Origin of the sequence: Paenibacillus sp. 8b26, from assembly GCF_050626875.1 — a bacterium.
In the GTDB taxonomy this organism is placed as follows: Bacteria; Bacillota; Bacilli; order Paenibacillales; family Paenibacillaceae; genus Paenibacillus.
Window position 1 is genome coordinate 1273487 of the sequence record NZ_CP192445.1, and the last position, 20445, is coordinate 1293931.

The 20445-nt window shown below is 47.1% G+C and carries 19 protein-coding genes; 4 read left to right on the forward strand and 15 right to left on the reverse strand.

Going from position 1 to position 20445, the window contains the following annotated elements:
• Positions 1-43: 43 nt before the first annotated feature.
• On the reverse strand, positions 44-3031 hold the full coding sequence (locus ACQ4MX_RS05565) for a methyltransferase domain-containing protein (protein WP_431089690.1): 2988 nt from the start codon (positions 3029-3031) through the stop codon (positions 44-46).
• A gap of 223 nt (positions 3032-3254) precedes the next feature.
• On the opposite strand from ACQ4MX_RS05565, the gene ACQ4MX_RS05570 reads away from it, so the two are divergent.
• The gene (locus tag ACQ4MX_RS05570) at positions 3255-3422 is read left to right on the forward strand and encodes a hypothetical protein (protein WP_187644903.1); all 168 of its coding nucleotides are present in this window, start codon (positions 3255-3257) and stop codon (positions 3420-3422) included.
• A 7-nt stretch (positions 3423-3429) separates the two neighbouring features.
• On the opposite strand, the gene ACQ4MX_RS05575 is transcribed toward ACQ4MX_RS05570, so the two are convergent.
• Complete coding sequence (locus ACQ4MX_RS05575; RefSeq protein ID WP_431089691.1) at positions 3430-3702, reverse strand: hypothetical protein; 273 nt, start codon at positions 3700-3702, stop codon at positions 3430-3432.
• Positions 3703-3868: 166 nt separating this feature from the next.
• Here ACQ4MX_RS05575 and ACQ4MX_RS05580 point away from each other — a divergent pair, with 166 nt between their 5' ends.
• A complete protein-coding gene (locus ACQ4MX_RS05580) occupies positions 3869-4942 on the forward strand; it encodes a glycosyltransferase (protein ID WP_431089692.1) in 1074 nt (357 codons plus the stop codon).
• 142 nt (positions 4943-5084) lie between these two features.
• Positions 5085-5336: a hypothetical protein gene (locus ACQ4MX_RS05585; RefSeq protein ID WP_431089693.1), complete on the forward strand. Its 252-nt coding sequence runs from the start codon at positions 5085-5087 to the stop codon at positions 5334-5336.
• Positions 5337-5641: 305 nt separating this feature from the next.
• Here the strand turns inward: ACQ4MX_RS05585 and ACQ4MX_RS05590 are convergent, their stop codons facing one another.
• The 7 genes from ACQ4MX_RS05590 to ACQ4MX_RS05620 all read right to left on the reverse strand — a co-directional run bounded on the left by ACQ4MX_RS05590 (position 5642) and on the right by ACQ4MX_RS05620 (position 12263).
• Entirely contained in the window at positions 5642-6211 is a 570-nt protein-coding gene (locus ACQ4MX_RS05590; protein ID WP_431089694.1) for a manganese catalase family protein, read from the reverse strand.
• A 33-nt stretch (positions 6212-6244) separates the two neighbouring features.
• Positions 6245-6679, reverse strand: a complete 435-nt coding sequence (locus ACQ4MX_RS05595; RefSeq protein ID WP_431089695.1) for a spore coat protein CotJB — start codon at positions 6677-6679, stop codon at positions 6245-6247.
• Between the two features lies 1 nt (position 6680).
• Positions 6681-6905, reverse strand: a complete 225-nt coding sequence (locus tag ACQ4MX_RS05600; protein WP_044648566.1) for a spore coat associated protein CotJA — start codon at positions 6903-6905, stop codon at positions 6681-6683.
• Positions 6906-7095: 190 nt separating this feature from the next.
• Positions 7096-8451 carry a hemolysin family protein gene (locus ACQ4MX_RS05605; RefSeq protein ID WP_431089696.1) on the reverse strand — a complete coding sequence of 452 codons (1356 nt, stop codon included), beginning with the start codon at positions 8449-8451 and terminating at the stop codon, positions 7096-7098.
• A gap of 16 nt (positions 8452-8467) precedes the next feature.
• Complete coding sequence (gene yfkAB, locus ACQ4MX_RS05610; RefSeq protein WP_431089697.1) at positions 8468-9598, reverse strand: radical SAM/CxCxxxxC motif protein YfkAB; 1131 nt, start codon at positions 9596-9598, stop codon at positions 8468-8470.
• 96 nt (positions 9599-9694) lie between these two features.
• On the reverse strand, positions 9695-10855 hold the full coding sequence (locus ACQ4MX_RS05615; RefSeq protein ID WP_431089698.1) for an HD-GYP domain-containing protein: 1161 nt from the start codon (positions 10853-10855) through the stop codon (positions 9695-9697).
• On the reverse strand, positions 10809-12263 hold the full coding sequence (locus ACQ4MX_RS05620; protein WP_431089699.1) for a bifunctional metallophosphatase/5'-nucleotidase: 1455 nt from the start codon (positions 12261-12263) through the stop codon (positions 10809-10811). The genes ACQ4MX_RS05615 and ACQ4MX_RS05620 overlap by 47 nt, the downstream gene beginning before the upstream one ends.
• Before the next feature lie 319 nt (positions 12264-12582).
• On the opposite strand from ACQ4MX_RS05620, the gene ACQ4MX_RS05625 reads away from it, so the two are divergent.
• Positions 12583-13647: an HD-GYP domain-containing protein gene (locus ACQ4MX_RS05625; RefSeq protein ID WP_431089700.1), complete on the forward strand. Its 1065-nt coding sequence runs from the start codon at positions 12583-12585 to the stop codon at positions 13645-13647.
• Between the two features lie 244 nt (positions 13648-13891).
• On the opposite strand, the gene ACQ4MX_RS05630 is transcribed toward ACQ4MX_RS05625, so the two are convergent.
• The 6 genes from ACQ4MX_RS05630 to sufC all read right to left on the reverse strand — a co-directional run bounded on the left by ACQ4MX_RS05630 (position 13892) and on the right by sufC (position 19885).
• Entirely contained in the window at positions 13892-14254 is a 363-nt protein-coding gene (locus ACQ4MX_RS05630) for a YmaF family protein (RefSeq protein WP_431089701.1), read from the reverse strand.
• 460 nt (positions 14255-14714) lie between these two features.
• A complete protein-coding gene (gene sufB, locus ACQ4MX_RS05635; RefSeq protein ID WP_431089702.1) occupies positions 14715-16112 on the reverse strand; it encodes a Fe-S cluster assembly protein SufB in 1398 nt (465 codons plus the stop codon).
• Between the two features lie 30 nt (positions 16113-16142).
• Complete coding sequence (gene sufU, locus ACQ4MX_RS05640; RefSeq protein ID WP_025685368.1) at positions 16143-16565, reverse strand: Fe-S cluster assembly sulfur transfer protein SufU; 423 nt, start codon at positions 16563-16565, stop codon at positions 16143-16145.
• Positions 16555-17778: a cysteine desulfurase gene (locus ACQ4MX_RS05645; RefSeq protein ID WP_044648558.1), complete on the reverse strand. Its 1224-nt coding sequence runs from the start codon at positions 17776-17778 to the stop codon at positions 16555-16557. Before ACQ4MX_RS05645 ends, sufU begins: the two co-directional genes overlap by 11 nt.
• The gene (gene sufD, locus ACQ4MX_RS05650) at positions 17775-19079 is read right to left on the reverse strand and encodes a Fe-S cluster assembly protein SufD (protein ID WP_431089703.1); all 1305 of its coding nucleotides are present in this window, start codon (positions 19077-19079) and stop codon (positions 17775-17777) included. Before sufD ends, ACQ4MX_RS05645 begins: the two co-directional genes overlap by 4 nt.
• A 23-nt stretch (positions 19080-19102) precedes the next feature.
• Positions 19103-19885 (reverse strand): Fe-S cluster assembly ATPase SufC, encoded by a 783-nt coding sequence (gene sufC / locus ACQ4MX_RS05655; RefSeq protein ID WP_025685365.1) that lies wholly within the window; start codon positions 19883-19885, stop codon positions 19103-19105.
• Positions 19886-20445: the final 560 nt, after the last annotated feature.

Here is a 20445-nt window from a genome sequence, read left to right on the forward strand (position 1 = left end):
AGGTGCAACGGTATGGGTCAGACCGTATATTCCCCCAGCCAGCTCAGATCGCCTTTGCCACACAGCATAGCTCATGACCGCGTTTCTCACCTTGAAGTTTGGCCAACAGTCCCATCCGCTCCGTGAAAGTAAGCTCGCCATACAAGGGATGCACCTCTATCAAGGCGTCCAGACCGGAAGGAAGCTGACGGGTGAACAGGGCCACGGGGCGCAGACCGGACTTCGCCAGCAAACGTGTCAGCGTGTGCTCTGAATAATGATACAAATGATCTTCCTCGGTAAATAAAGGCGAGTGAGCACCGTAAGCCTCATTTGTAAACGAGTTTTTGTTGGGTACTGTAATGTATAACGTTCCATCCGGTTGAAGCTGCTCGCGTAAATCCGTTAAAAATGCTACGGGGTCTGCAATATGCTCCAGCACATGCCAGCATGCAACAGCCTCATATTCATGATCCAGGGATAAGGCAGTATCCCCCTCTGTTTCTGGCGCTTCATTCGCCGCTTCAGTTTCTGTTTCTGTTTCTGTTTCTGTTTCTGTTTCTGTCTCTGTCTCTGTATCGCCTCCATTCCAGTAGCCCGGCAGCAGATCCACGTCATATTTGTATTTGGCATATGCGCGCGAGTCTATGGAAGGCTCAATGCCCACAGCATTCCATCCACTCTGAAGGGCAGCATGAATAAATTCTCCCGTACCTGATCCAATTTCCAGCAAATTCCCTTTACCGGGACTGAACATATCCAGCAGCATGAGTCCGAAAAGAGCATGGTCCCCATAGGTCGAAGCGGCTGCACTATCGCGCATGGCGACCCATTTGACGTTATAAATATCCGCGATCATATCCTCAGGCTGTATCCGATCCACATCATTGCGAAAAATAAGCCCACATGAGCCACATCCTATCAATGTAAAATGTTCATACCGATGAAACACCGCCGTATTGGACGAGCCGCACAGTTTGCATGCCATGCCCTGTTCTTCTCCTTTCCCTTCTCTATAAAGTGCGCCCTCTATTTGGCCCTTGGTAAGCGTACGGGAGCCAATAATAGCATGAACACCGGCAATCTTAGCGACAGCACTCGTGTTGACAGGATTCGTAGGGTTAATAAATTCATGAGCAGGAGCAGTTTCAACAGGGTTGGCAGCGTTAGCCATTTGAACAGCTTCAACAGTATGAATTGCTTCAATTTTATTCTCAGCAGTCGTATCCTCGATATTCATGCCCGTGTTCACATCGGATTTTACGCTGGCAGTGTCTCCGGACTCAGCCTCATGTTTATTGTTCACATCATCCTGGCCCGGGTCTATCCAGAGACTGAGACGGGGAGTTGGGTCCAATATGGACTCATATTGTTCCTTCCACCCATAGCGGGCATCCGGGTCCAATTGTTGATAGCGTTCATATTTGGATGTGCGAATAGCTGGTGTATACCAGCCCCAGTGCTGGATACGATAGTCGCTAATTTCACTGGGAAGCTCAAGCACATTATCGGGAAATCTCCCGCAATGCAAATATTGCTCTTTCCATTTATAAGGAAATCCATCCCGATACCTAGTTAAAAAGGGACGGTAATAACGATGAGCCTGCCAGTAATCATCATCACGGTAATGCGTGGGAGACCACATATCAAACAGCCTGAAACAAAGGGTATCGGCTTTCGTTCCGGCTAATAAAGCATGCACAGCTTGAGCAAATCGGGATTCAAATATTTCGTCAGCATCCATGTTTAAAATCCATTCCGGGGAAGATGCCAGCGTCTCTCTCCATTGCTGTTTTCGCAGCTCCACTTCATTCGTAAAGGAGGCCCTCTCATTACGGATCAAACGCAGTGGGATCCCTTTTAGCAGATCCCGGCACAATTCTCCGCTATCATCACGGCTGCCATCATCAATAATGACCGCTTCATCAATATATTCCCGATGACTTCGAAGCACTTCTGCGAGCTTGCGATCTGCCTCATTGCATACCGTCATGCTCAGTGTCAATTTGGGCCTGGAGACAGGCGGAGCATGAAGCTCACTATGTCGTGGACCGGAGAAAGCTGGTGGCACGACAAAAGAATCCGCAGCATGCTTTGCAAAGACAGCAGAATCACGGAGATCCGATGGAATGGTGATTTCAGGGGATTTAGAGGCAGTGTTGGATGGAGAATTTTCTGAAATATTTGAATTTTCAGGAGTGAGTGAAGCTTTTTGATCGTCCTTATTAGCTGTGTCCTGCGTAATAATTCCATTCAGAGTCAGTAGCAGTTGTTCTGCCTTGATGCGGTCCGCTTCGCGGTACAAGTGCATAGCCGGGTAATGTGTATCCACAAAAAGCGAAAACCCGTACGCCGCCGCCCGGATACAAAAATGTCGATCCTCTCCCCAAAAGGAAACGTTCGGGATTTTGCCAAAATGAATACCGGCTTCCAGCGCCCGTCTACGAATTAAGGTACAAGCACCCAGACCGCCTACTTCGTATAAACCGGGAACATGCAACTGATGTATAAAATGAAGCTCGCGATGCGCCCGCTCTTCTGCCGATAGCACTTCACCTTCTTCACGATGGAACAGATTGTATTCATCACTAACCCACACTTGAGGCAATAATGCCCCGTCAGGCTGCCAGCGTGTCCAGAAAATCTCGGATACGATATCCTTCTCTGTCTCGACCAGTCTGCATAAAGTACGGGAATGGAGAACCAGGTCTGAATCGACCAAAAATAGCGCGTCGTAATGATGCTGAAGCGCGTAGTCAATGAGACGATTTTTGAACCCGGCCACTTTCCAGACGAGGGAAGGGGGCCAATAATGGGTATGCTCATTGCTTCGGTTCTCGTATTGCTGCAAGCCTGACAGCGGGGGCAAAACACGCCCCGGAAGCCGGTCCGCAAAATCAGTCAGCCATTGGCTTGAGGCCGGATTGTCATTATCATCCACGAACAAATAATCCGGCAGCACATCGGGTGCTTCCAGCCGCTCCAAAGCCTGAAGAAATAAAACTAATATTTCGGGCTTTTGATGCACCGGGCTGCCGATTAATATACGCATGAGTCGACGCCTCCCATCAGGCGGAAGCCTCATAACCGTTCCTCCTGCTTGCTTTGACGCATACGCTAATTGCGATTAAGCGATAAGGAAGTGAGCGTGATATGAATGGACTTACACCTGGAAATATCAATGAAAACAACATCAATGCACTGCTTGCCTGCATCGCCTTTCAAGAGCTGTCATTAAGTCACTTGATTAATGCTGAGGGTGAAAAAAATACAATATGCCGTCGGGACCCTTCCCGGCTGTTTTAGCAGGTGGCGAAATCGTTGCATCGCTATTATTTCGGGTGACGGTACCCGGAAGTTTACAATCCCTCGTATCCGGGCTGACCTTATCGCTGGCAGGAGGGACCAGTTCAATGATCGCCATCGAGTACATTTCCGCCTAGCTCTTTTTTAAGCCTGGGCGGTCAACACCTGTTCTGATAACGCCCCTCCTTTTCCAGCTGCCTCCAAGATGGCCTGTGCTTCTACAGGCCGCCCCATTTTCGCCAAACAGATGGGCATGTAGTACAACGCATAGCTGCTGCCGACTCCCCGCAAAGTCACATATTTCCATGAATTATCACCCATGCGAGTACATTTTTCGAATTCATAATAAGCCTCCAGCCATAGCTCCTGATCCAACAAATACAATATCATGCACAGTGAAATGAACGGCCGGCTCATGCCCTCCCCCCTTTCATCAGACTTTGATTTTCTAATCTATTAGAGCGCCGCCCCATTTATGATCATCACCATACCCTCGACGTGTTCAACCGAAATTCCTACATAATGAGCAAGCTATCCTAATAAAATGAGAATCATACCAAGTTTTTTGGGAGGGACAAAGAGCATGGTAACCGTCAGCTTATGCATGATTGTCAAAAATGAAGAAGAAGCACTTCACACCTGCCTGAAATCAGTCCATGATCTGGTGGATGAAATCATTATCGTCGATACCGGCTCTACTGACCGTACCCAAGAGGTAGCCACATCGTTCAATGCCCGGATATATGATTTTGAATGGTGCGATGATTTTTCCGCAGCCCGTAACTATGCATTTGATCAGGCAACACAGGACTATCAATTTTGGCTGGATGCAGACGACATATTGGAAGAGCAAGACCGACTGGCATTTCTCGACTGGAAAAAGCAAGCCACCCTCTCTTATGACAGCATTACGGTGGATTATGTGCTATCCGTAGATGAACAGGGGCAGCCGCTGCATAAGCTCAAAAGAAACCGGATTGTCCGCCGGGACCGTCATTTCAGATGGATCGGCTTTGTGCATGAATTCCTGCATGTGACTGGCAGCACCTTTCACAGCAATATGGCGGTGACTCATAAAAAGACACGTGCCTACACCGACCGTAATTTACATATATATCTCAAGCACCGGGAGCAGGGTACCGCATTTTCTGAACGAGATCACTACTATTTTGCCAATGAGTTGTATGACAACGGACGGACGGTAGAAGCCATACAGCAGTACGAACACTATTTGGGGCTGAATCAGGGATGGATTGAGGATCGGATTGCTGCTTGCTTTAAGCTTGCAGATTGTTACGGCCGCCAAGGTCAAAAACAGGAGCAGCGCATCACTCTGCTTCGCACGCTTACTCTCGATACACCACGCGCCCAGTTCTGCTGTGCCTTTGGCAATTTATTGATTGAAGAGGAACAGTATGCCCAAGCCATTTACTGGTTCCGTCAGGCTACACTGATCGAACCGCCACAAAATGCGATGGCTTTAACCAATTCATCGTACTATACATGGCTTCCGCACTTGCAATTATGCCTGTGCTACGACCGAATCGGTGACACTGAAAAAGCAAAATCGCATCACCGCATGGCTCAGTTGCACCATCCTACTCATCCGAGTGTTTTATATAACGAGCAGTATTTTGCACAACTAGAGCAGGAATGAGGAAGACGGGCACCGGGTATGTCATTCCATATCGACCATAGCCATGATGCACATTCGGAGTGAAGGGAGAGATTGCACTTGTCTATGCCCGGTATTCGACATCAATCCCCTCATCTCTCTAACGAGGAAAGAAGTTATTCATATGATACTCGCATCCATTGCTATGGAAGAAATGGGCTTGTCCAGCACACTTCATGCCGAAGGCGAAAAAATACAACGTTTTGTAAACGATGAGGATGTTTGTCTGCAAGATATCCTGCAATTGAATCGAAGCGTAGAACGAGTATTGCGAGGAATGGTGAATAACCAGATCCTGCTCCAGCACAAACTGGAGGACGTCTTAATATTTGAAGAACAAAGCAGGTCTAACCGCTACCCTGACCCGGAATCATAAAGGACAACCCTGACCGAAAAAGAGTGGTGATCACAATTCATTCCACAAAAAAGAACATTGGGAATGCCGCGGGAGGCGGCGCGACAGGCGCATCCCTGACGATTATCCGCCTTAATTAATGTACTCCATGATTTGCAACTGGCTCAGTGGCTCGTTGAGCCGTTTCCCGAGATTATTTCTGCTCACTTATATAGTCAACACGAAGGGCGCTTCGATGCTGAAGCGCCCTTCATAAATTACAATTCTTAAAAGAAAAATGTCTCATGCAAGCATTAGCTTACCAAGAGACATTCTGAATGATTTCCTTAAAACACTTTCCTTTGATTCCGGTCTTCCTTCAAAATTTCCACAGACTCACGGAAACGTAGCGAATGGATTATTTCACGTTCGCGCAAAAACTTCAAACTATCCTGCAAATCCACATCATCTGTCAGATCAATCAGCCACTGGTATGTAGCTCTCGCCTTTTCCTCTGCCGCAATATCCTCATACAAGTCTGCGATGGGGTCGCCTTTGGCTTGAATGTAGGTCGCTGTAAAAGGAACTCCGCCTGCGCTTTGGTAAAATAAAGCACGGTCATGCGCTGCATAATGTTCGCCCAGACCGGCCGCTTTCAATTGCTCCACACTCGCATCCTTTGTCAGCTTGTAAATCATCGTGGCAATCATCTCAAGGTGGGCAAACTCCTCCGTCCCGATGTCATTCAACACACCAATGACTTTATCAGGAATCGTATATCGCTGATTCAGATAACGCAAAGCTGCAGCGAGCTCACCATCTGCTCCCCCATACTGCTCCATGAGCAACTTGGCCATGTGAGGATCACATTTGCTAACACGTACAGGATATTGCAGCTTCTTCTCATATACCCACATTCAGGTCCCTCCTTTATAAAAGGTTATATCTGCCTATACCTGCCACGGCCAAGGGGCTTGGTTCCATTCCCAAGGATACTTGGAATAGGCACGGCCAAAATTTTGCAGAGGTCCGTATAGGATCTGATACTCATTGGCAATCCCGGTCCTTTCCTGCGTCAGCTTATTGAACTGTTCGATAGCCTGTAAATCATCCGGGTGCGTATTGAGATACAAATTCAGTTCCACCAATACAAAATCCACTGCCTGGAGCTTCTCCAACAGTGCATAAAACTGTGCATCACCCGGCTTGGTCTGGGGCGCATAGCCTTGGTATGGGTTTCTGTCGTACTGATTGTAGCCCTCAGTATGGTTTTGTTGTTGATACGGGTTTGAATAGGGGCTTTGATTCTGATTCTGCTGCTGGTTCTCAACCTGATTTCGATTCTGAGGCTGGTTTTGGGCCTGACCCTGATTTGGATAATCCATTTTACTCGCCTCCCCCCTGGTTTCTACAAGACTCATAAGGGCTGTAAAACAAGGGCCATAGTGTTCCCTTCCTCAGCGCCTCTTCTGGACTGAATTGAGGCAGACCTGGGGGCTGAAATTGTACAAACAGGTTCGGTGGAAGTACAAAGGTTTTGCACAAAACGGGCGGGCACGGATCGAACGGACCGACAAACGGGGCAAACTCACCTTGCTGTGGAAATTTCACGGGCCGGGACCTCCTTTGATTGATCCATCTGCTTTACTATTCAACATATGCGGCATCGCCCAAGTCTCGAACAAAAAATTACAGATAAAAAAAGAACCTTCAAAACCACGATAACGTGGTGCTAAAGGCTCTTGCATTTACACTCTATAATAGCTTTCATACCGAAACCGATCCAAACCATATCTATGGATCAGGACTCATCGGTGGAAAGTTCATCTTCGATTACAGGGTCAGTCTTGCGGTGAATCCTCACTCTCATAATACGAAGCCTTGTCGCTTCTTCCACCTCAAAGGTCAGGTTATAAAACTCAATCTTTTTCCCTTTCACCGGGCTGCCTTCCAGTTCTTTAAACAGCCAGCCCCCGATGGAATCCACTTCGTCGTCTTCAATGTTCACTCCAGTTAGATCATTGACATCCTCAATGAGCAAACGGCCGTCCACGGAAATGATATTATCCTTAATCTCCACGCTTGGACGTTCATCCTCAAATTCATCATAGAGATCCCCGACGATTTCCTCCAATATTTCCTCCGCTGTCAGTAGTCCGGCCGTTCCGCCGTACTCATCGACCACGAGAGTCATCTGGGAATGCTTTTTCTGCATAAGACGCAGCACGTGACTTACTTCCATGGATTCTGGCACATTCAAAATAGGACGCACCACCGAGGCCAGATCCAGTTGCTCGCCCTGCTCAGCCAACAGAAGATCGGTAATATGAACAAAGCCGATAATCTGGTCCTTATCCTCAACCGCTACCGGGTAGCGAGAATGCTTGGTATCACTGATGATTTTCAGATTTTCCTTAAACGATAAATTCGTATACAAGCAGTCCATATCCGTACGAGGAAGCATAATTTCACGGGCCAGCAAATCGGAAAAATCAAAAATATTATCCATCAGCTTGATTTCGTCCTTATCAATAACACCGCTTTTGGCGCTCTGATTCATCAAGATACGGATCTCTTCCTCCGAATGCGCCGCTTCCGCTTCACTCGCAGGCTGGATGCCGAACGCCCGTAATAGCAAATTCGCAGCGGCATTCAACACCCAGATGACGGGCAGAAATATCTTGTAAAAAAGCAGCAAAGGAGCGGATAAAAACAAGGCCACACCTTCGGTTTTCTGGATCGCCAAAGACTTTGGAGCCAGCTCACCCAATACAATATGCAAAAAGGTAATCACGCAAAATCCGACGACAACGGATATCGTTGTAATCAGTGTACCGTCAGTTACACCGAGTTTGTGCATGAGTGGCTCGATCAGGTAGCCGGATATTGCTGGTTCACCAATCCAGCCCAAGCCCAACGAAGCCAGCGTAATGCCTAATTGGGTGGCGGACAGATAAGCATCCAGCTTCTGGTTCACCTTTAGCGCATAGCCTGCCATGCGATGCCCCTCACTTTGGAGCTGCGTCAATCGGGATTGGCGCATTTTGACCAGCGAAAATTCCGCTGCCACAAATACACCGTTCAGAAAGACGAGCAGCAGTACCAAAAGAAGATTCACCGTTAGCAATCCCCAATGAAACTCGGTATGACCTTCCAATACGAACTCCCCATTTCTATAGTTGTATTGCTTTTCTGGATTTAAAATCTACTCCCTTGTAATACATATCCGCTACAAGCAGATTCGGTCCGCAGCAGGCTGCGGCATCACAATGACAGTTCACGGTCTGATTCAACGGATGCTCATTCAGCCATTCACCGAAAATATCGTCCAGACCGCGCTCCTGAATATTTCCGAAAGCCGGAATGTCTGCGAAATCCGTCACATATACGCTGCCCGTGAACATATTCACATTTACGCGGTTTCTTCCGTCCGGATCATTACGCACCGTAATATTCGGTTCTTGGCGCAGTCGGCGAAGCAGCTTGCGGTCTTCCTCTCGGTCCGAACAGGCAAAGAACGGCAACGTGCCAAACAGCATCCACATATCCTGATTACGCACATCCAGCAGCTTATGAATGGAGTTGCGCATATCTTCGAGTGAAAGGACAGGTAAGACAGAGGCAAAATTCGATGCGTACATCGGATGAACCTCATGCCGTCGACAGCCCATTTCATTAATCAACTGATGAATACCATCCAGCTTCGTGTGAGTACGGTAATTAATCATGGATTCGGCAGAAATAAACATACCCATTTCGCTCAGCCTGCGGGCGTTTTCCACCATTTTCTCATAAAGGCGAACAGCCCCCGCGCGTGGAGTCGGACGTCCGGTATTTGCAAAACCCACTTCATAAAAATCGTCGGCATTCAAATAATTAAACGATATATGCATGACATCCAGATAAGGGAGCATCTTCTCATATCTGCGAATATCCAATGTCAGGTTGGAGTTGATTTGCGAGCGAATACCACGCTCTTTGGCATATTTCAGCAGCGGAACGATCACTTCGTCCACCGTTTTATCAAGCAAAGCGGGTTCTCCACCTGTCATACTGATCGTCTCCAGATGCTCGACTTCATCCAGTCGTTTCAGCATCAGATCTAATGGAAGGAAGGGAGCCTCCTTCATAACAAGCATGTCGCCCACAGCGCAGTGCTCACAGCGCATATTGCACAGATGCGTCACGGTCATTTCCACACTTGTCAGCAAATGACGACCATGTGTACGCAGCGAGACAATCGGGTCCCACGGATCATACGCTGGCGATATTTGTGGAAGTATGTTGTTTTGTAGAACTGTCATTATTTTTCACCTTATTTCTGTTATTAACCTCAAAAGACGTATGAATATCATATCATGTTGTGTAAAGTGTCTGCATGTTTTCTTCCACTTCATCTGCTAATCCACGTGTATTGCTCCAAAAGGGGAAGCTGTAGCGCCCAGTGTGTTGGTAATCATCACCGAAAGAGATACGGACAGATCCACATCGTAAGGTGCTTTCAGTTCCTGTCCGTCCCGATCCCTCACAATCCGAATAACGGGCCTTTGCGGGATTTTGGAGTGTATGCGCACCACAACCCCTTCTTCCCCCGTATTGAGCACCACAGAGAGCCCCAGCGGGTATATAGCTACACAATCGCGGAATGCCTCCAGCATCCGTTGCTCATACAACGTGCCCGCACCGGCATACAGCACCTCCATTGCTTCATAGGGCAACAAAGGCTGCTTGTATATGCGGCTTGCTGTCATCGCATCGTACGAGTCTACCAGACCGATCCATTTGGCGTATTCGTGGATTTGGTCCTTCTTCCAGCCGTTCGGATATCCGCTACCGTCGATACGTTCATGATGTTGTAATGCACAGTGCGCCGACAGCAGGGGGATTCCCGGTTCGTCTTTAAGCAGCTTGTAGCCGATCACCGTGTGCGTTTTCATGTGCTCGTATTCCTCGTCCGTCAATTTGCCCGGCTTATATAGCACTTGAGGTGAAATTTTCATTTTACCAATATCATGCAGTAGTGAACCTATGCCCAGCTCCATGAGCTGGTTGTTATCGTAGCCACTGGATATTCCCAGTACAAGCGAATACAGACATACATTCAATGAATGATGATACAGATCCTGATCTGCCGCCCCGATATCCATCAGCATAATGATGGCGTCCTGACGGCCTCCGATATCGTCCAGAATGGATTCCATAACTTTATAAAATGACTTGCCAAAGTATTGGTGCTTATGATCTACGGAGTAGGAGGACAGACCCTGAAACTGTTTTTTGATCTCCTGTAGCGCCGCCGCCCTCGTCTGTTCATGGATCATTTCGGGAATCACGATATCTTCTGTCACCGCATCCTCGATGTATACATATCCAATTCCGACTTGGCCTAGACGTTCAATCAATCGCGAAGTAAGCTCAACACCTTCCGAGAGTAACACCATTCCATTTTCATTGTATATTTTTTTACCCAGCTTCATGCCGGCTCTCAATAATGTAACAGGTACCAGTCGCAGCTTAATCCTCTCCCGATTGTTTTGATACCTGAAGCCACCTAGCTGCAAAACACTCTTCCATCGCGCCCGGACGCTTCAACTCCATTTCAATCAAATCCCGCAAAAATTCTGGAAGCATAAATCGGAGTTCCGTTCCGTTCGCAAGCACCTCATAACCTGCTCTGAAAGTGAACATATCCAACGTGCCCACCGTATACTGCTCATTTTCTTCCAATGAGCGACCCGCTACACGTATATCCGTCACTTTATCATAAGGAGCGCGGGCCGGATCATATTGAATCTCCAGACCTTCCACACACATCGTACCCAGCACTTTACCTCTAAAGCCAAATCCCGTCATTTTCTTGTCAGCAAATTCCGGTAGCAAAGACTGCTCCAGTGCGAGCCGAATATCTCTTCCCCACAGCTTCATGACACAGGCATTAATCGGCGAAGGGCATAAGGAATGCAGCATTCCTTTACTGACATCACCTTGAGGTAAAGAGCCAAGCAGTTGGCCCGCATTCACTAGAGAAATAGCGGTTCCCGTAAAATGTGACACCGATTGTGCCAGCAAATTTCCGAAAGGAGATTCCCGATCATATGCGATCTCCAGTTTCCGATCCGTCACCGTAACCGTGCTCTCCATGGCACGCTCTGCCTGTCTGCGATGCAGTACAATGGCCGACGCTACCTTTTCATCCAGCAGTGTGTGATCTACAGGAACTACGCCGCCTGACGTAACCCGAAACGGTTCATGACTACTGCTGCGGCTTAGGGTCACTTCACCTAGCAGCGTTCCATACTTACCAGCTCCGCATAGAACTGTGTTCCCGATCCACAACGGTTCCTCCAGCACATGATGGGTATGCCCTCCAAGAATCACGTCAATCTCCGGAAACTGCGATGCCAATTTCTTATCCGAAGGTAAACCCAGATGCGACATCACAACCAGAACATCGACATGCTTTCTCAGGGACTGAATTTGCTCGCCCAATACCTCAAACGGATCGAGTGCATCCCATCCCAGCAATTGATAGAACTCGCCAAAAGGAGCCGTCACTCCGAGCAAGCCTATCTTAATGCCAGCCTTGTCCAAAATGAGCGAATCCGTCATCCACGCAGGCTTCATTCCTGTGGCGTTCTCCCTGATATTGCCGCATACGACCGGGCAGTGAATTCCTGCATATGCCTGTTCAAGAATATCCGGGGTAAAAGTCAGACCCTCGTTGTTACCAATCGTAATCGCATCGTACCCCGTCAAATTGATCACATCCACATTCGCCCCACCCAGCGTTCCTTCCGTTTCAGGGGCCATCCGGTCCATGTGGTCTCCCATATCCAGCACAAGCAGCGTATCTCCTGATGCAGTTCTTCGTTCATGAATCATCGCGGCTATCGAAGGCATACTGCCAAAATGACTATGTATATCATTGGTATGCAAAATGGTTAACGTTTGCTGAGTCGTCATCTCCATAACCGCCCTCCTCTATAGTTTATATATCGACTCTGTTGCTTCTAATGTTTAAGGATACCATGTTATTTCGCATTATGGTACATGTCGGCGGGGGTGAGCTACAACCTACGATTTAGCTACTTTGTTGTCTCAGGATTGAGACCCGGGGAGAAGCAAGGTCACAATGTCTTCGTATGCCTCTGAGAAGAGACGGGTTCCTGGGACCTATTTTACAGCTAGGAATAATAGTGAATTAGTCGTTGTCATCCCATATAATTCTTGATATATTAGTTTTGCTTCGTATTTTCGACAAATTTACGACAATAAGGAGGTTAAGCACATGAGAGTTCACGTTACCGATGCCAAGCCAGGAGATCGTCTCAGATCTGATACATACAATGAACACGGCGTACCCGTCATGATTCAGGGCACCATGCTACAGCACGACGATATCTCCAAGCTCATCATGCACGGTGTCGATTATATCGACATTGATGCCGGTTCAGCGAGCATTCCAGTTGACTTTGCCCCCGATGTTCCCGCTTCCCCCGAATCCCTTAAACGTGCCGTTCCCCTCATGGAGCAGACTATTCATGGCTTTGAAAGCATGTTTCTCAAAGCTGCCTCAACCGGCAAATTTGATGAATTTCGAGTCGATGAGCTGCTCAGCCCCCTCGTTTCAGAGCTGGCTCATCAAAAAGATGTCGTATCTCTGCTGCTCATCATGGAACGGGGAGATCACTATACGTACAATCATTCTCTCCAAGTGGGTGTACTGTCGTATTACATTGCCACATGGCTTGGATATACGGAAGAAGAAGCCTATACCGCTGGCAAGGCCGGATATTTACATGATATAGGCAAGTCCATGATACCGGATGAGATTCTGAATAAACCTGATAAGCTGACGCCTGAAGAATTTCAGGAAATGAAAAAACATTCCCTCTACGGCTATAATATAATTCGCAATTCAACCAGCGATGAGATTTCAGCCATCGTCGCCTTGCAGCATCACGAAAGAGAAGACGGAAGCGGATATCCGCATGGACTGTTCAAGGAGGATATTCACCCTTTCGCTAGTATTACCGCGATTGCGGACGTATATAGCGCTATGATCTCTAACCGTGTGTACCAGACGAAGCAGGAGCTGCTCACCGTACTGCGCGAGCTGCACAGCATGAGCTTCGGACATCTTAACCCGGAAGCCACTCAAGTCTTCATCCGGCATATGCTTCCGAACTTTATTAACAAGCAGGTCCTGTTGACTTCGGGTCAGATCGGAACGATTATTTTGAACAATCCTGCTGATTATTTCAGACCTTTGGTGAAAATTAATGAAAATGAGTATGTAGATTTGTCCAGAGAGCGACATGTATCCATTGATGAAATTTTTCTGGAATCCTGATCTGCTACTGCCTCCCGGCGTTACTTCGGTGGAACGAAATGTCTTGCCGAAGCACAGGCTACGCGAATAAAAAGAGACTGTCCTTGATTCGTAGGTTCTTCTACGAAGGACAGCCTCTTTTTATGTTACGGACAAATGCCTAGTCACTATCTTACCTCAGCCCCATCATAACCTTCGCAAAGCAAGAATTATCCGATGGAACCCTTCACCTCAAACCTGATTACTCACCTTCTACATTCGTTCATTAAATAAGAGGTGCCTGAATCAATGTTGCGAAATTAAACTGGTGTACATGACCATCACTTAATGTAGTTTGGCCTGTAACAAAATGTACGTGTTTGCCATTTCCGACTGGAATAGCTGGTCCTGTTCTAATCTTTTTCAGATTATGAAAGTGGTTCAGAAAATCAGTATTTGTAAGATCAATTTCATGGACATGACTTCTTCCAACTCGAATCGCTTGCCCAGTAACACCTGCAAAGCGGTGATTATGTCGGTCTGCGCCTTCTTCAGCCAGTTTGGTACTACCTTCAAATTCATGTACATGCCTTTGTGTCTGTTTAGAAGAGATTGTTTTCTTCTTTACTGCAGGTTTATTCTTCTGCATCCGTTGCCTGCCTCCTTATGTTTTTGCGGCTTACAACATCCTATTAAGCAAACATAGTTAAGTGCTAGGCAATTATCCGCAGTCCTAACAATAAATTTTTTAATTCTACCTCCCCTTATAAACAACCGAATCATAGATCATCCTTATCTGGAATGGATTAAAAGAATGACGTGGTTTCGCAAAACCGGAATGTCGGTAGCCGAACTAAAGGAATATGTTGATCTGAGGGTTCAAGGTGGATTAAGTATTAAGTATGTATCGCAACGGTTAGATCATAAGACAATTCAGAAAACTGCCGACATCTATTTAGACATTACGGAAAAAAATAGAAGAAGACGAACTTAAAAAAGTTCGCCTCCTACACTAACAGGGAATACGAGTCGGCACAAAATCGGCACGATCCGTCTTTAAGATCTTTAGATTATCTCAAAAACCTTGTCTCACCAAGGGTTACGGCGTTTTAACCAATACTGCCTTCCATTTCGAACTTGATCAAACGGTTCATTTCTACCGCGTACTCCATCGGCAGTTCTTTGGTGAACGGCTCGATAAAGCCCATAACGATCATTTGCGTCGCTTCCGCTTCGGTCAAACCACGGCTCATCAGATAGAACAACTGATCTTCCGATACCTTGGATACCGTTGCTTCGTGCTCCAGCGTAATGTCGTCGTTCATGATTTCATTATAAGGAATTGTATCCGAGGTCGACTGATTATCCAAAATCAACGTATCACACTTGATATTCGATTTTGCCCCTTGAGCCTGACGACCGAATGAAGCCAATCCGCGATACGTTACTTTACCGCCATGCTTACTGATCGACTTGGAAACAATCGTCGATGTCGTATCTGGTGCCAAGTGGATCATTTTCGCCCCTGCATCCTGATGCTGGCCTTTGCCTGCAACTGCAATGGACAAGACCATACCTTTAGCTCCACGGCCTTTCAGCACAACTGCCGGGTATTTCATCGTCAGCTTGGAACCAATGTTACCATCGACCCATTCCATCGTTGCATTTTCTTCTGCAACCGCACGTTTGGTCACCAGGTTAAAGATGTTTGGTGCCCAGTTTTGGATCGTTGTGTAACGAACGCGTGCGTTTTTCTTACAAATGATTTCCACCACGGCGCTATGCAGCGAGTTCGTGCTGTAAATCGGAGCCGTACAGCCTTCTACATAATGAACGAAGCTGTCTTCGTCGGCAATAATGAGTGTACGCTCGAATTGTCCCATGTTTTCCGAGTTAATACGGAAGTAAGCCTGCAATGGAACTTCACATTTTACACCCTTCGGTACATAGATAAAGCTTCCGCCTGACCATACCGCACTGTTCAGTGCTGCAAACTTGTTGTCCGCAGGAGGTACAACTGTCGCAAAATACTCTTTCAGAATTTCAGGATGCTCACGCAGCGCCGTATCGGTGTCCATGAAAATAACGCCCTGATCTTCCAGTTCCTTTTGCATGCTATGGTAAACAACCTCGGATTCATACTGTGCGGATACACCAGCCAGAAACTTTTGCTCCGCCTCAGGAATCCCCAGTTTATCAAAGGTTTCCTTAATTTCCGTAGGAACCTCTTCCCACGTTTTTCCTTGCTTCTCGGAAGGTCTTACATAGTACTGGATATCGTCGAAATCCAGATCATTCATATCTCCGCCCCAGCTTGGCATAGGCATTTTTTCAAACTGCTTTAGTGCTTTCAGACGGAATTCCAGCATCCATTCTGGCTCATCCTTAATTTTGGAGATTTCCTTTACGATTTCCGGAGTGAGACCCTTACCTGTTTGGAAAATGGATTTGTGCTCGTCACGAAAGCCATATTTATACTCTTCCATTTCCGGTGCTTGCTTGGCCATGTTTCTCAAACCTCCTCTATTCTAGTTAAATTATTGTTCTTCATCAATTCCTTTGCGCAGCGCGTTCCAGGCCAAAGTCGCACATTTGATACGGGCCGGGAACTTATTGACACCTGACAAAGCTTCCAGTTCTTCATAATCGTCGAATTCGGCGGCTTCACCCTTCATCAGAGAAGAGAAGCGATTCGCCATATCCAGCGCCTGATCAATCGTTTTTCCCTTAACCGCCTCTGTCATCATTGAAGCGGAGGACATGCTGATTGAACAGCCTTCCCCTGTAAAACGGGCATCCTCGACAACGCCGTCCTTCGTCTTGAGTTGAAGAGAAATCCGGTCACCACACGTAGGATTGTTCAAATCCACCGTGACCACGTCATCCTCAAAACGTCCGCGATTCCGCGGATTTTTATAATGATCCATAATTACACGTCGGTACAAGTCATCAAGTTGCATCGCCAAAATACTCCTTTGTTTGGATTAAGGCGCTGATCAAAACGTCGACTTCCTCTTCTGTGTTATAGAGGTAAAAGCTGGCTCGCGCCGTTGCACTGGCTTTCAACCAGCGCATCAATGGCTGGCAACAGTGATGGCCTGCACGTACAGCCACCCCTTTACTATCCAGCACGGTCGCTACATCATGCGGATGCACATCATCCAGATTGAATGTTACGAGTCCTACATGACGCTCAGCAGGACCGTAAATCGTCAAGCCATCCACTTCACGGAGACGTTTGAGAGCATAGTTGGCCAGACGGCTTTCATGCTGTGCAATCGCGTCCAGCCCGATGCTTTCCAGAAAATCAATGGCAGCTCCCAAACCGACAGCTCCGGCAATGATCGGGGTTCCGCCTTCGAATTTCCAAGGCAGCTCCTTCCATGTGGATTCGTACAATCCCACATCGTCGATCATTTCCCCGCCGAACTCAATCGGCTCCATGTTTTCCAACAGCGCCTTTTTGCCGTACAATGCCCCGATCCCTGTAGGACCACACATTTTGTGACCAGAAAAAGCATAAAAGTCAGCATCGATGTCTTGCACGTCTACTTTCATATGTGGTGTGCTTTGTGCACCGTCTACGACGATGATCGCACCTTTGCGATGCGCAATAGCGGCAATCTCTTTGACCGGGTTCACAACGCCAAGAACATTCGAGACATGCGCAATCGCTACAATTTTCGTGTTTTCTGTAATGGTATTCTCCACATCAGCAAGATCAACGCTACCATCCTCTTGAAGCGGAATATATTTTAAAGTCGCGCCTGTGGCTTTGGCTACCTGTTGCCACGGAATCAGATTACTGTGATGCTCCATCTGTGTGATGACAATCTCATCACCTTCCTGACAGTTGGCTCTACCATAGGAAGAAGCGACCAGATTCAGCGCCGTTGTTGTTCCTCTTGTAAAAATAATTTCCTGACTGCGCTTTGCATTCAGAAAGCGGGCTACCTTCTCCCGCGCACCTTCATAAGCATCCGTAGCGCGACTCCCCAAGGTATGCACACCACGGTGAACGTTCGAATTATCATATTCGTAGTAGTGCTTGATCGCCTCGATGACCGCCAGCGGCTTTTGCGAAGTGGCCGCATTATCCAAATAAACCAGCGGATGACCGTTAATCTCCTGATGTAAAATCGGGAACTGTTCACGGATCAATGCAGTATTCATTGGCCTAACTTCCTTTCAACAAGGCTTTGCAGCTGCTGTTGAAGTCCTTCAAGCGGGATTTCAGAAACGACAGGTGCCAGGAAGCCATAAATAATCAAGCGTTCAGCTTCTGCACGGCTAATTCCGCGGGACATCAAGTAATACACTTGTTCACGATTCACCTGACCGACCGAAGCTGCGTGACCTGCGGTCACATCATCCTCATCAATCAGAAGAATCGGGTTAGCATCACCACGCGCTTTCGGGCTAAGCATGAGAACACGTTCTGTTTGCTGGCCGTCTGCTTTGGTAGCACCTTTTTCAATTTTCGTAATACCGTTAATAATGGAAGAAGCATTTTCACGCATAACTGCGCGTGTAATCATCTGGCTGGCCGAACTTTTGCCAAAATGCTGTGCTTGTGTCGTATAGTTCAGCTTTTGCGAGCCGGAGCCTACAGCAATAATCTTGGCATCCGAGTTGGAGCCATTGCCTTTCAGCACGGACATCGTATTGCTCGCTGTATTGCCGTAGTTCATTTCTCCGACAATCCATTCAATAGCTGCATCGTTCCCCAACGTAGCACGGCGGATCGAAATATCCGTTACTTGCTCTCCAAGCTGATGCACCGTTGCATAGCGCACCTTGGCTCCTGCATTCGCTACCACTTCTACTGCGCCATTATGAATGACAGGTGCAGCCAAATCCACAGATACATAGTTGTCTACGTACGTTACGGAGCTATGGCTTTCAGCAATGAGCAGTACGTGAGGTGCAAAGGTTGCTGTCGCATCATCTGTCAGGAAAACAGCCTGAAGCGGAACATTTAACTCCACATTCTTCGGCACATAAGCGAATACTCCACCGTTCCAGATCGCTGCGTGCAGCGCGGACAATGAATTTTCATCCGTCTTAATGACCGTATTCAGATGAGCTTTAACTAGATCACCATGCTCCTTAACCGCCGTTTGCAGATCCGTGAAAATAACGCCTTGCGCTGCCAATTCCTCGCTCAGCTTCACATATACCGCGCCGGAGTTGCGCTGGATAATCAGACCGCCCTCCTGCTGATCTTTTACCAGATCGGCAATCGCTGCGGGAACCTGCCCCACCGATGGAATCGCCTCGCTGTTTTTATGTTGACCGTAATCGTTGAGATTCCAACGTTCGATTTTGGTTTTTTCAAATACCGGAAGCTCCAGTTTGCCTGCAAGCTCAAGTGCTTTTTGTCTGTCTGCGGTCAGCCATGACGGCTCGCCGTTACGTTCGGACAGAACACGCAGTTGCTCGGAATCTACCGGAAGGATTGTTTGTGTACTCATTAGTTTTCCTCCTCGCTTCCGGCTTACGCCTCTTGTCCTACAGTTTCATCAACGATACCCAGTTCTTCCTTGATCCAGTCGTAACCGTCCGCTTCCAAACGCTCGGCCAGCTCAGGTCCACCGGATTTAACGATGCGTCCTTGCATCATGACATGTACGAAATCAGGCTTAACGTAATTCAACAGACGCTGGTAGTGGGTAATGATGAGGAAACCGCGCTCTTCGGAACGCATAGCATTGACACCGCTAGCCACGATTCTCAAAGCGTCAATATCCAGACCGGAGTCGATTTCGTCCAGAATGACGATTTTCGGATCGATCATCATCATTTGCAAAATTTCATTCCGTTTTTTCTCACCACCGGAGAAACCTTCATTCAGGTAACGGTGAGCAAACTCAGGATTCATTTCAAGTTCCTTCATTTTGCTTTCCATTTGGCGGATAAATTTAATCAGGGAAATTTCCTGTCCTTCTTCACGGCGTGCGTTAATTGCACTACGCAAAAAGTCGGAGTTGGTGACCCCTGCAATTTCACTCGGATACTGCATAGCCAGGAACAATCCCGCACGTGCGCGCTCATCCACTTCCATGTCCAGAACGTCTTCTCCGTCCAAAGTTACTTTGCCATCTGTGACTTCATATTTGGGATGCCCCATCAAAGCAGAGGCCAATGTACTTTTACCCGTTCCGTTAGGACCCATGATGGCATGGATTTCTCCGCCCTTCATTTCGAGGTTGATGCCTTTCAGAATTTCCTTGCCTTCAATGGTCGCTTTGAGACCTTCAATCTTAAAGTTTGTAGCCATATTCGGAATACCCTCCAAAATTTGTAGTGTGGTGTCGAAATCAGAAAGTATATTTAAACAGGGGAGCCCCCTGATTTCAAGCAAGCGAAATATTTAAAAATTTATTTATAATCATTCTAAACTGATTATCAATGATTCTCAAGTTATTTTATAATAAATATCTTTAAGGGTGCAACCAACAAAAACAGGTTAAGCGACTTTCTTCATAAAATATTCATGCTACTCAGCACACAAATGGCAAAATAGCACACGAACCTGACTAAATTATGAAGTATGTTCAAAAGACAATGTGATGAACAATGAAGAAGAAAGGTGTAACTTTACCGTGATGGTCTGCTTCCTACTTTTATTATAGCGTAACTCTTCATCATAACCGCATATCCAATCATAAACGCTTCCCATCTATGAAAAAGCATTAAAATACTGTAAATTGTTTTTTTCATCCATAAAAACGCTACCGACCTATGACGTCAGTAGCGTTTTTACATGTGTAGCGCTTATTTCAGAACACGGTCCCATTTCTTCGGGAATGGAATTAAACTGCCAGAATCAAGCTGCCA

Bases quoted from the DNA above. Each gene is read 5' to 3' on its own strand.
- ACQ4MX_RS05565 (WP_431089690.1), bottom strand. From the start codon at position 3,031: ATGCGTATATTAATCGGCAGCCCGGTGCATCAAAAGCCCGAAATATTA.
- ACQ4MX_RS05570 (WP_187644903.1), top strand. From the start codon at position 3,255: ATGCCGTCGGGACCCTTCCCGGCTGTTTTAGCAGGTGGCGAAATCGTT.
- ACQ4MX_RS05575 (WP_431089691.1), bottom strand. From the start codon at position 3,702: ATGAGCCGGCCGTTCATTTCACTGTGCATGATATTGTATTTGTTGGAT.
- ACQ4MX_RS05580 (WP_431089692.1), top strand. From the start codon at position 3,869: ATGGTAACCGTCAGCTTATGCATGATTGTCAAAAATGAAGAAGAAGCA.
- ACQ4MX_RS05585 (WP_431089693.1), top strand. From the start codon at position 5,085: ATGATACTCGCATCCATTGCTATGGAAGAAATGGGCTTGTCCAGCACA.
- ACQ4MX_RS05590 (WP_431089694.1), bottom strand. From the start codon at position 6,211: ATGTGGGTATATGAGAAGAAGCTGCAATATCCTGTACGTGTTAGCAAA.
- ACQ4MX_RS05595 (WP_431089695.1), bottom strand. From the start codon at position 6,679: ATGGATTATCCAAATCAGGGTCAGGCCCAAAACCAGCCTCAGAATCGA.
- yfkAB (WP_431089697.1), bottom strand. From the start codon at position 9,598: ATGACAGTTCTACAAAACAACATACTTCCACAAATATCGCCAGCGTAT.
- ACQ4MX_RS05620 (WP_431089699.1), bottom strand. From the start codon at position 12,263: ATGGAGATGACGACTCAGCAAACGTTAACCATTTTGCATACCAATGAT.
- ACQ4MX_RS05625 (WP_431089700.1), top strand. From the start codon at position 12,583: ATGAGAGTTCACGTTACCGATGCCAAGCCAGGAGATCGTCTCAGATCT.
- ACQ4MX_RS05630 (WP_431089701.1), bottom strand. From the start codon at position 14,254: ATGCAGAAGAATAAACCTGCAGTAAAGAAGAAAACAATCTCTTCTAAA.
- sufB (WP_431089702.1), bottom strand. From the start codon at position 16,112: ATGGCCAAGCAAGCACCGGAAATGGAAGAGTATAAATATGGCTTTCGT.
- sufU (WP_025685368.1), bottom strand. From the start codon at position 16,565: ATGCAACTTGATGACTTGTACCGACGTGTAATTATGGATCATTATAAA.
- ACQ4MX_RS05645 (WP_044648558.1), bottom strand. From the start codon at position 17,778: ATGAATACTGCATTGATCCGTGAACAGTTCCCGATTTTACATCAGGAG.
- sufD (WP_431089703.1), bottom strand. From the start codon at position 19,079: ATGAGTACACAAACAATCCTTCCGGTAGATTCCGAGCAACTGCGTGTT.
- sufC (WP_025685365.1), bottom strand. From the start codon at position 19,885: ATGGCTACAAACTTTAAGATTGAAGGTCTCAAAGCGACCATTGAAGGC.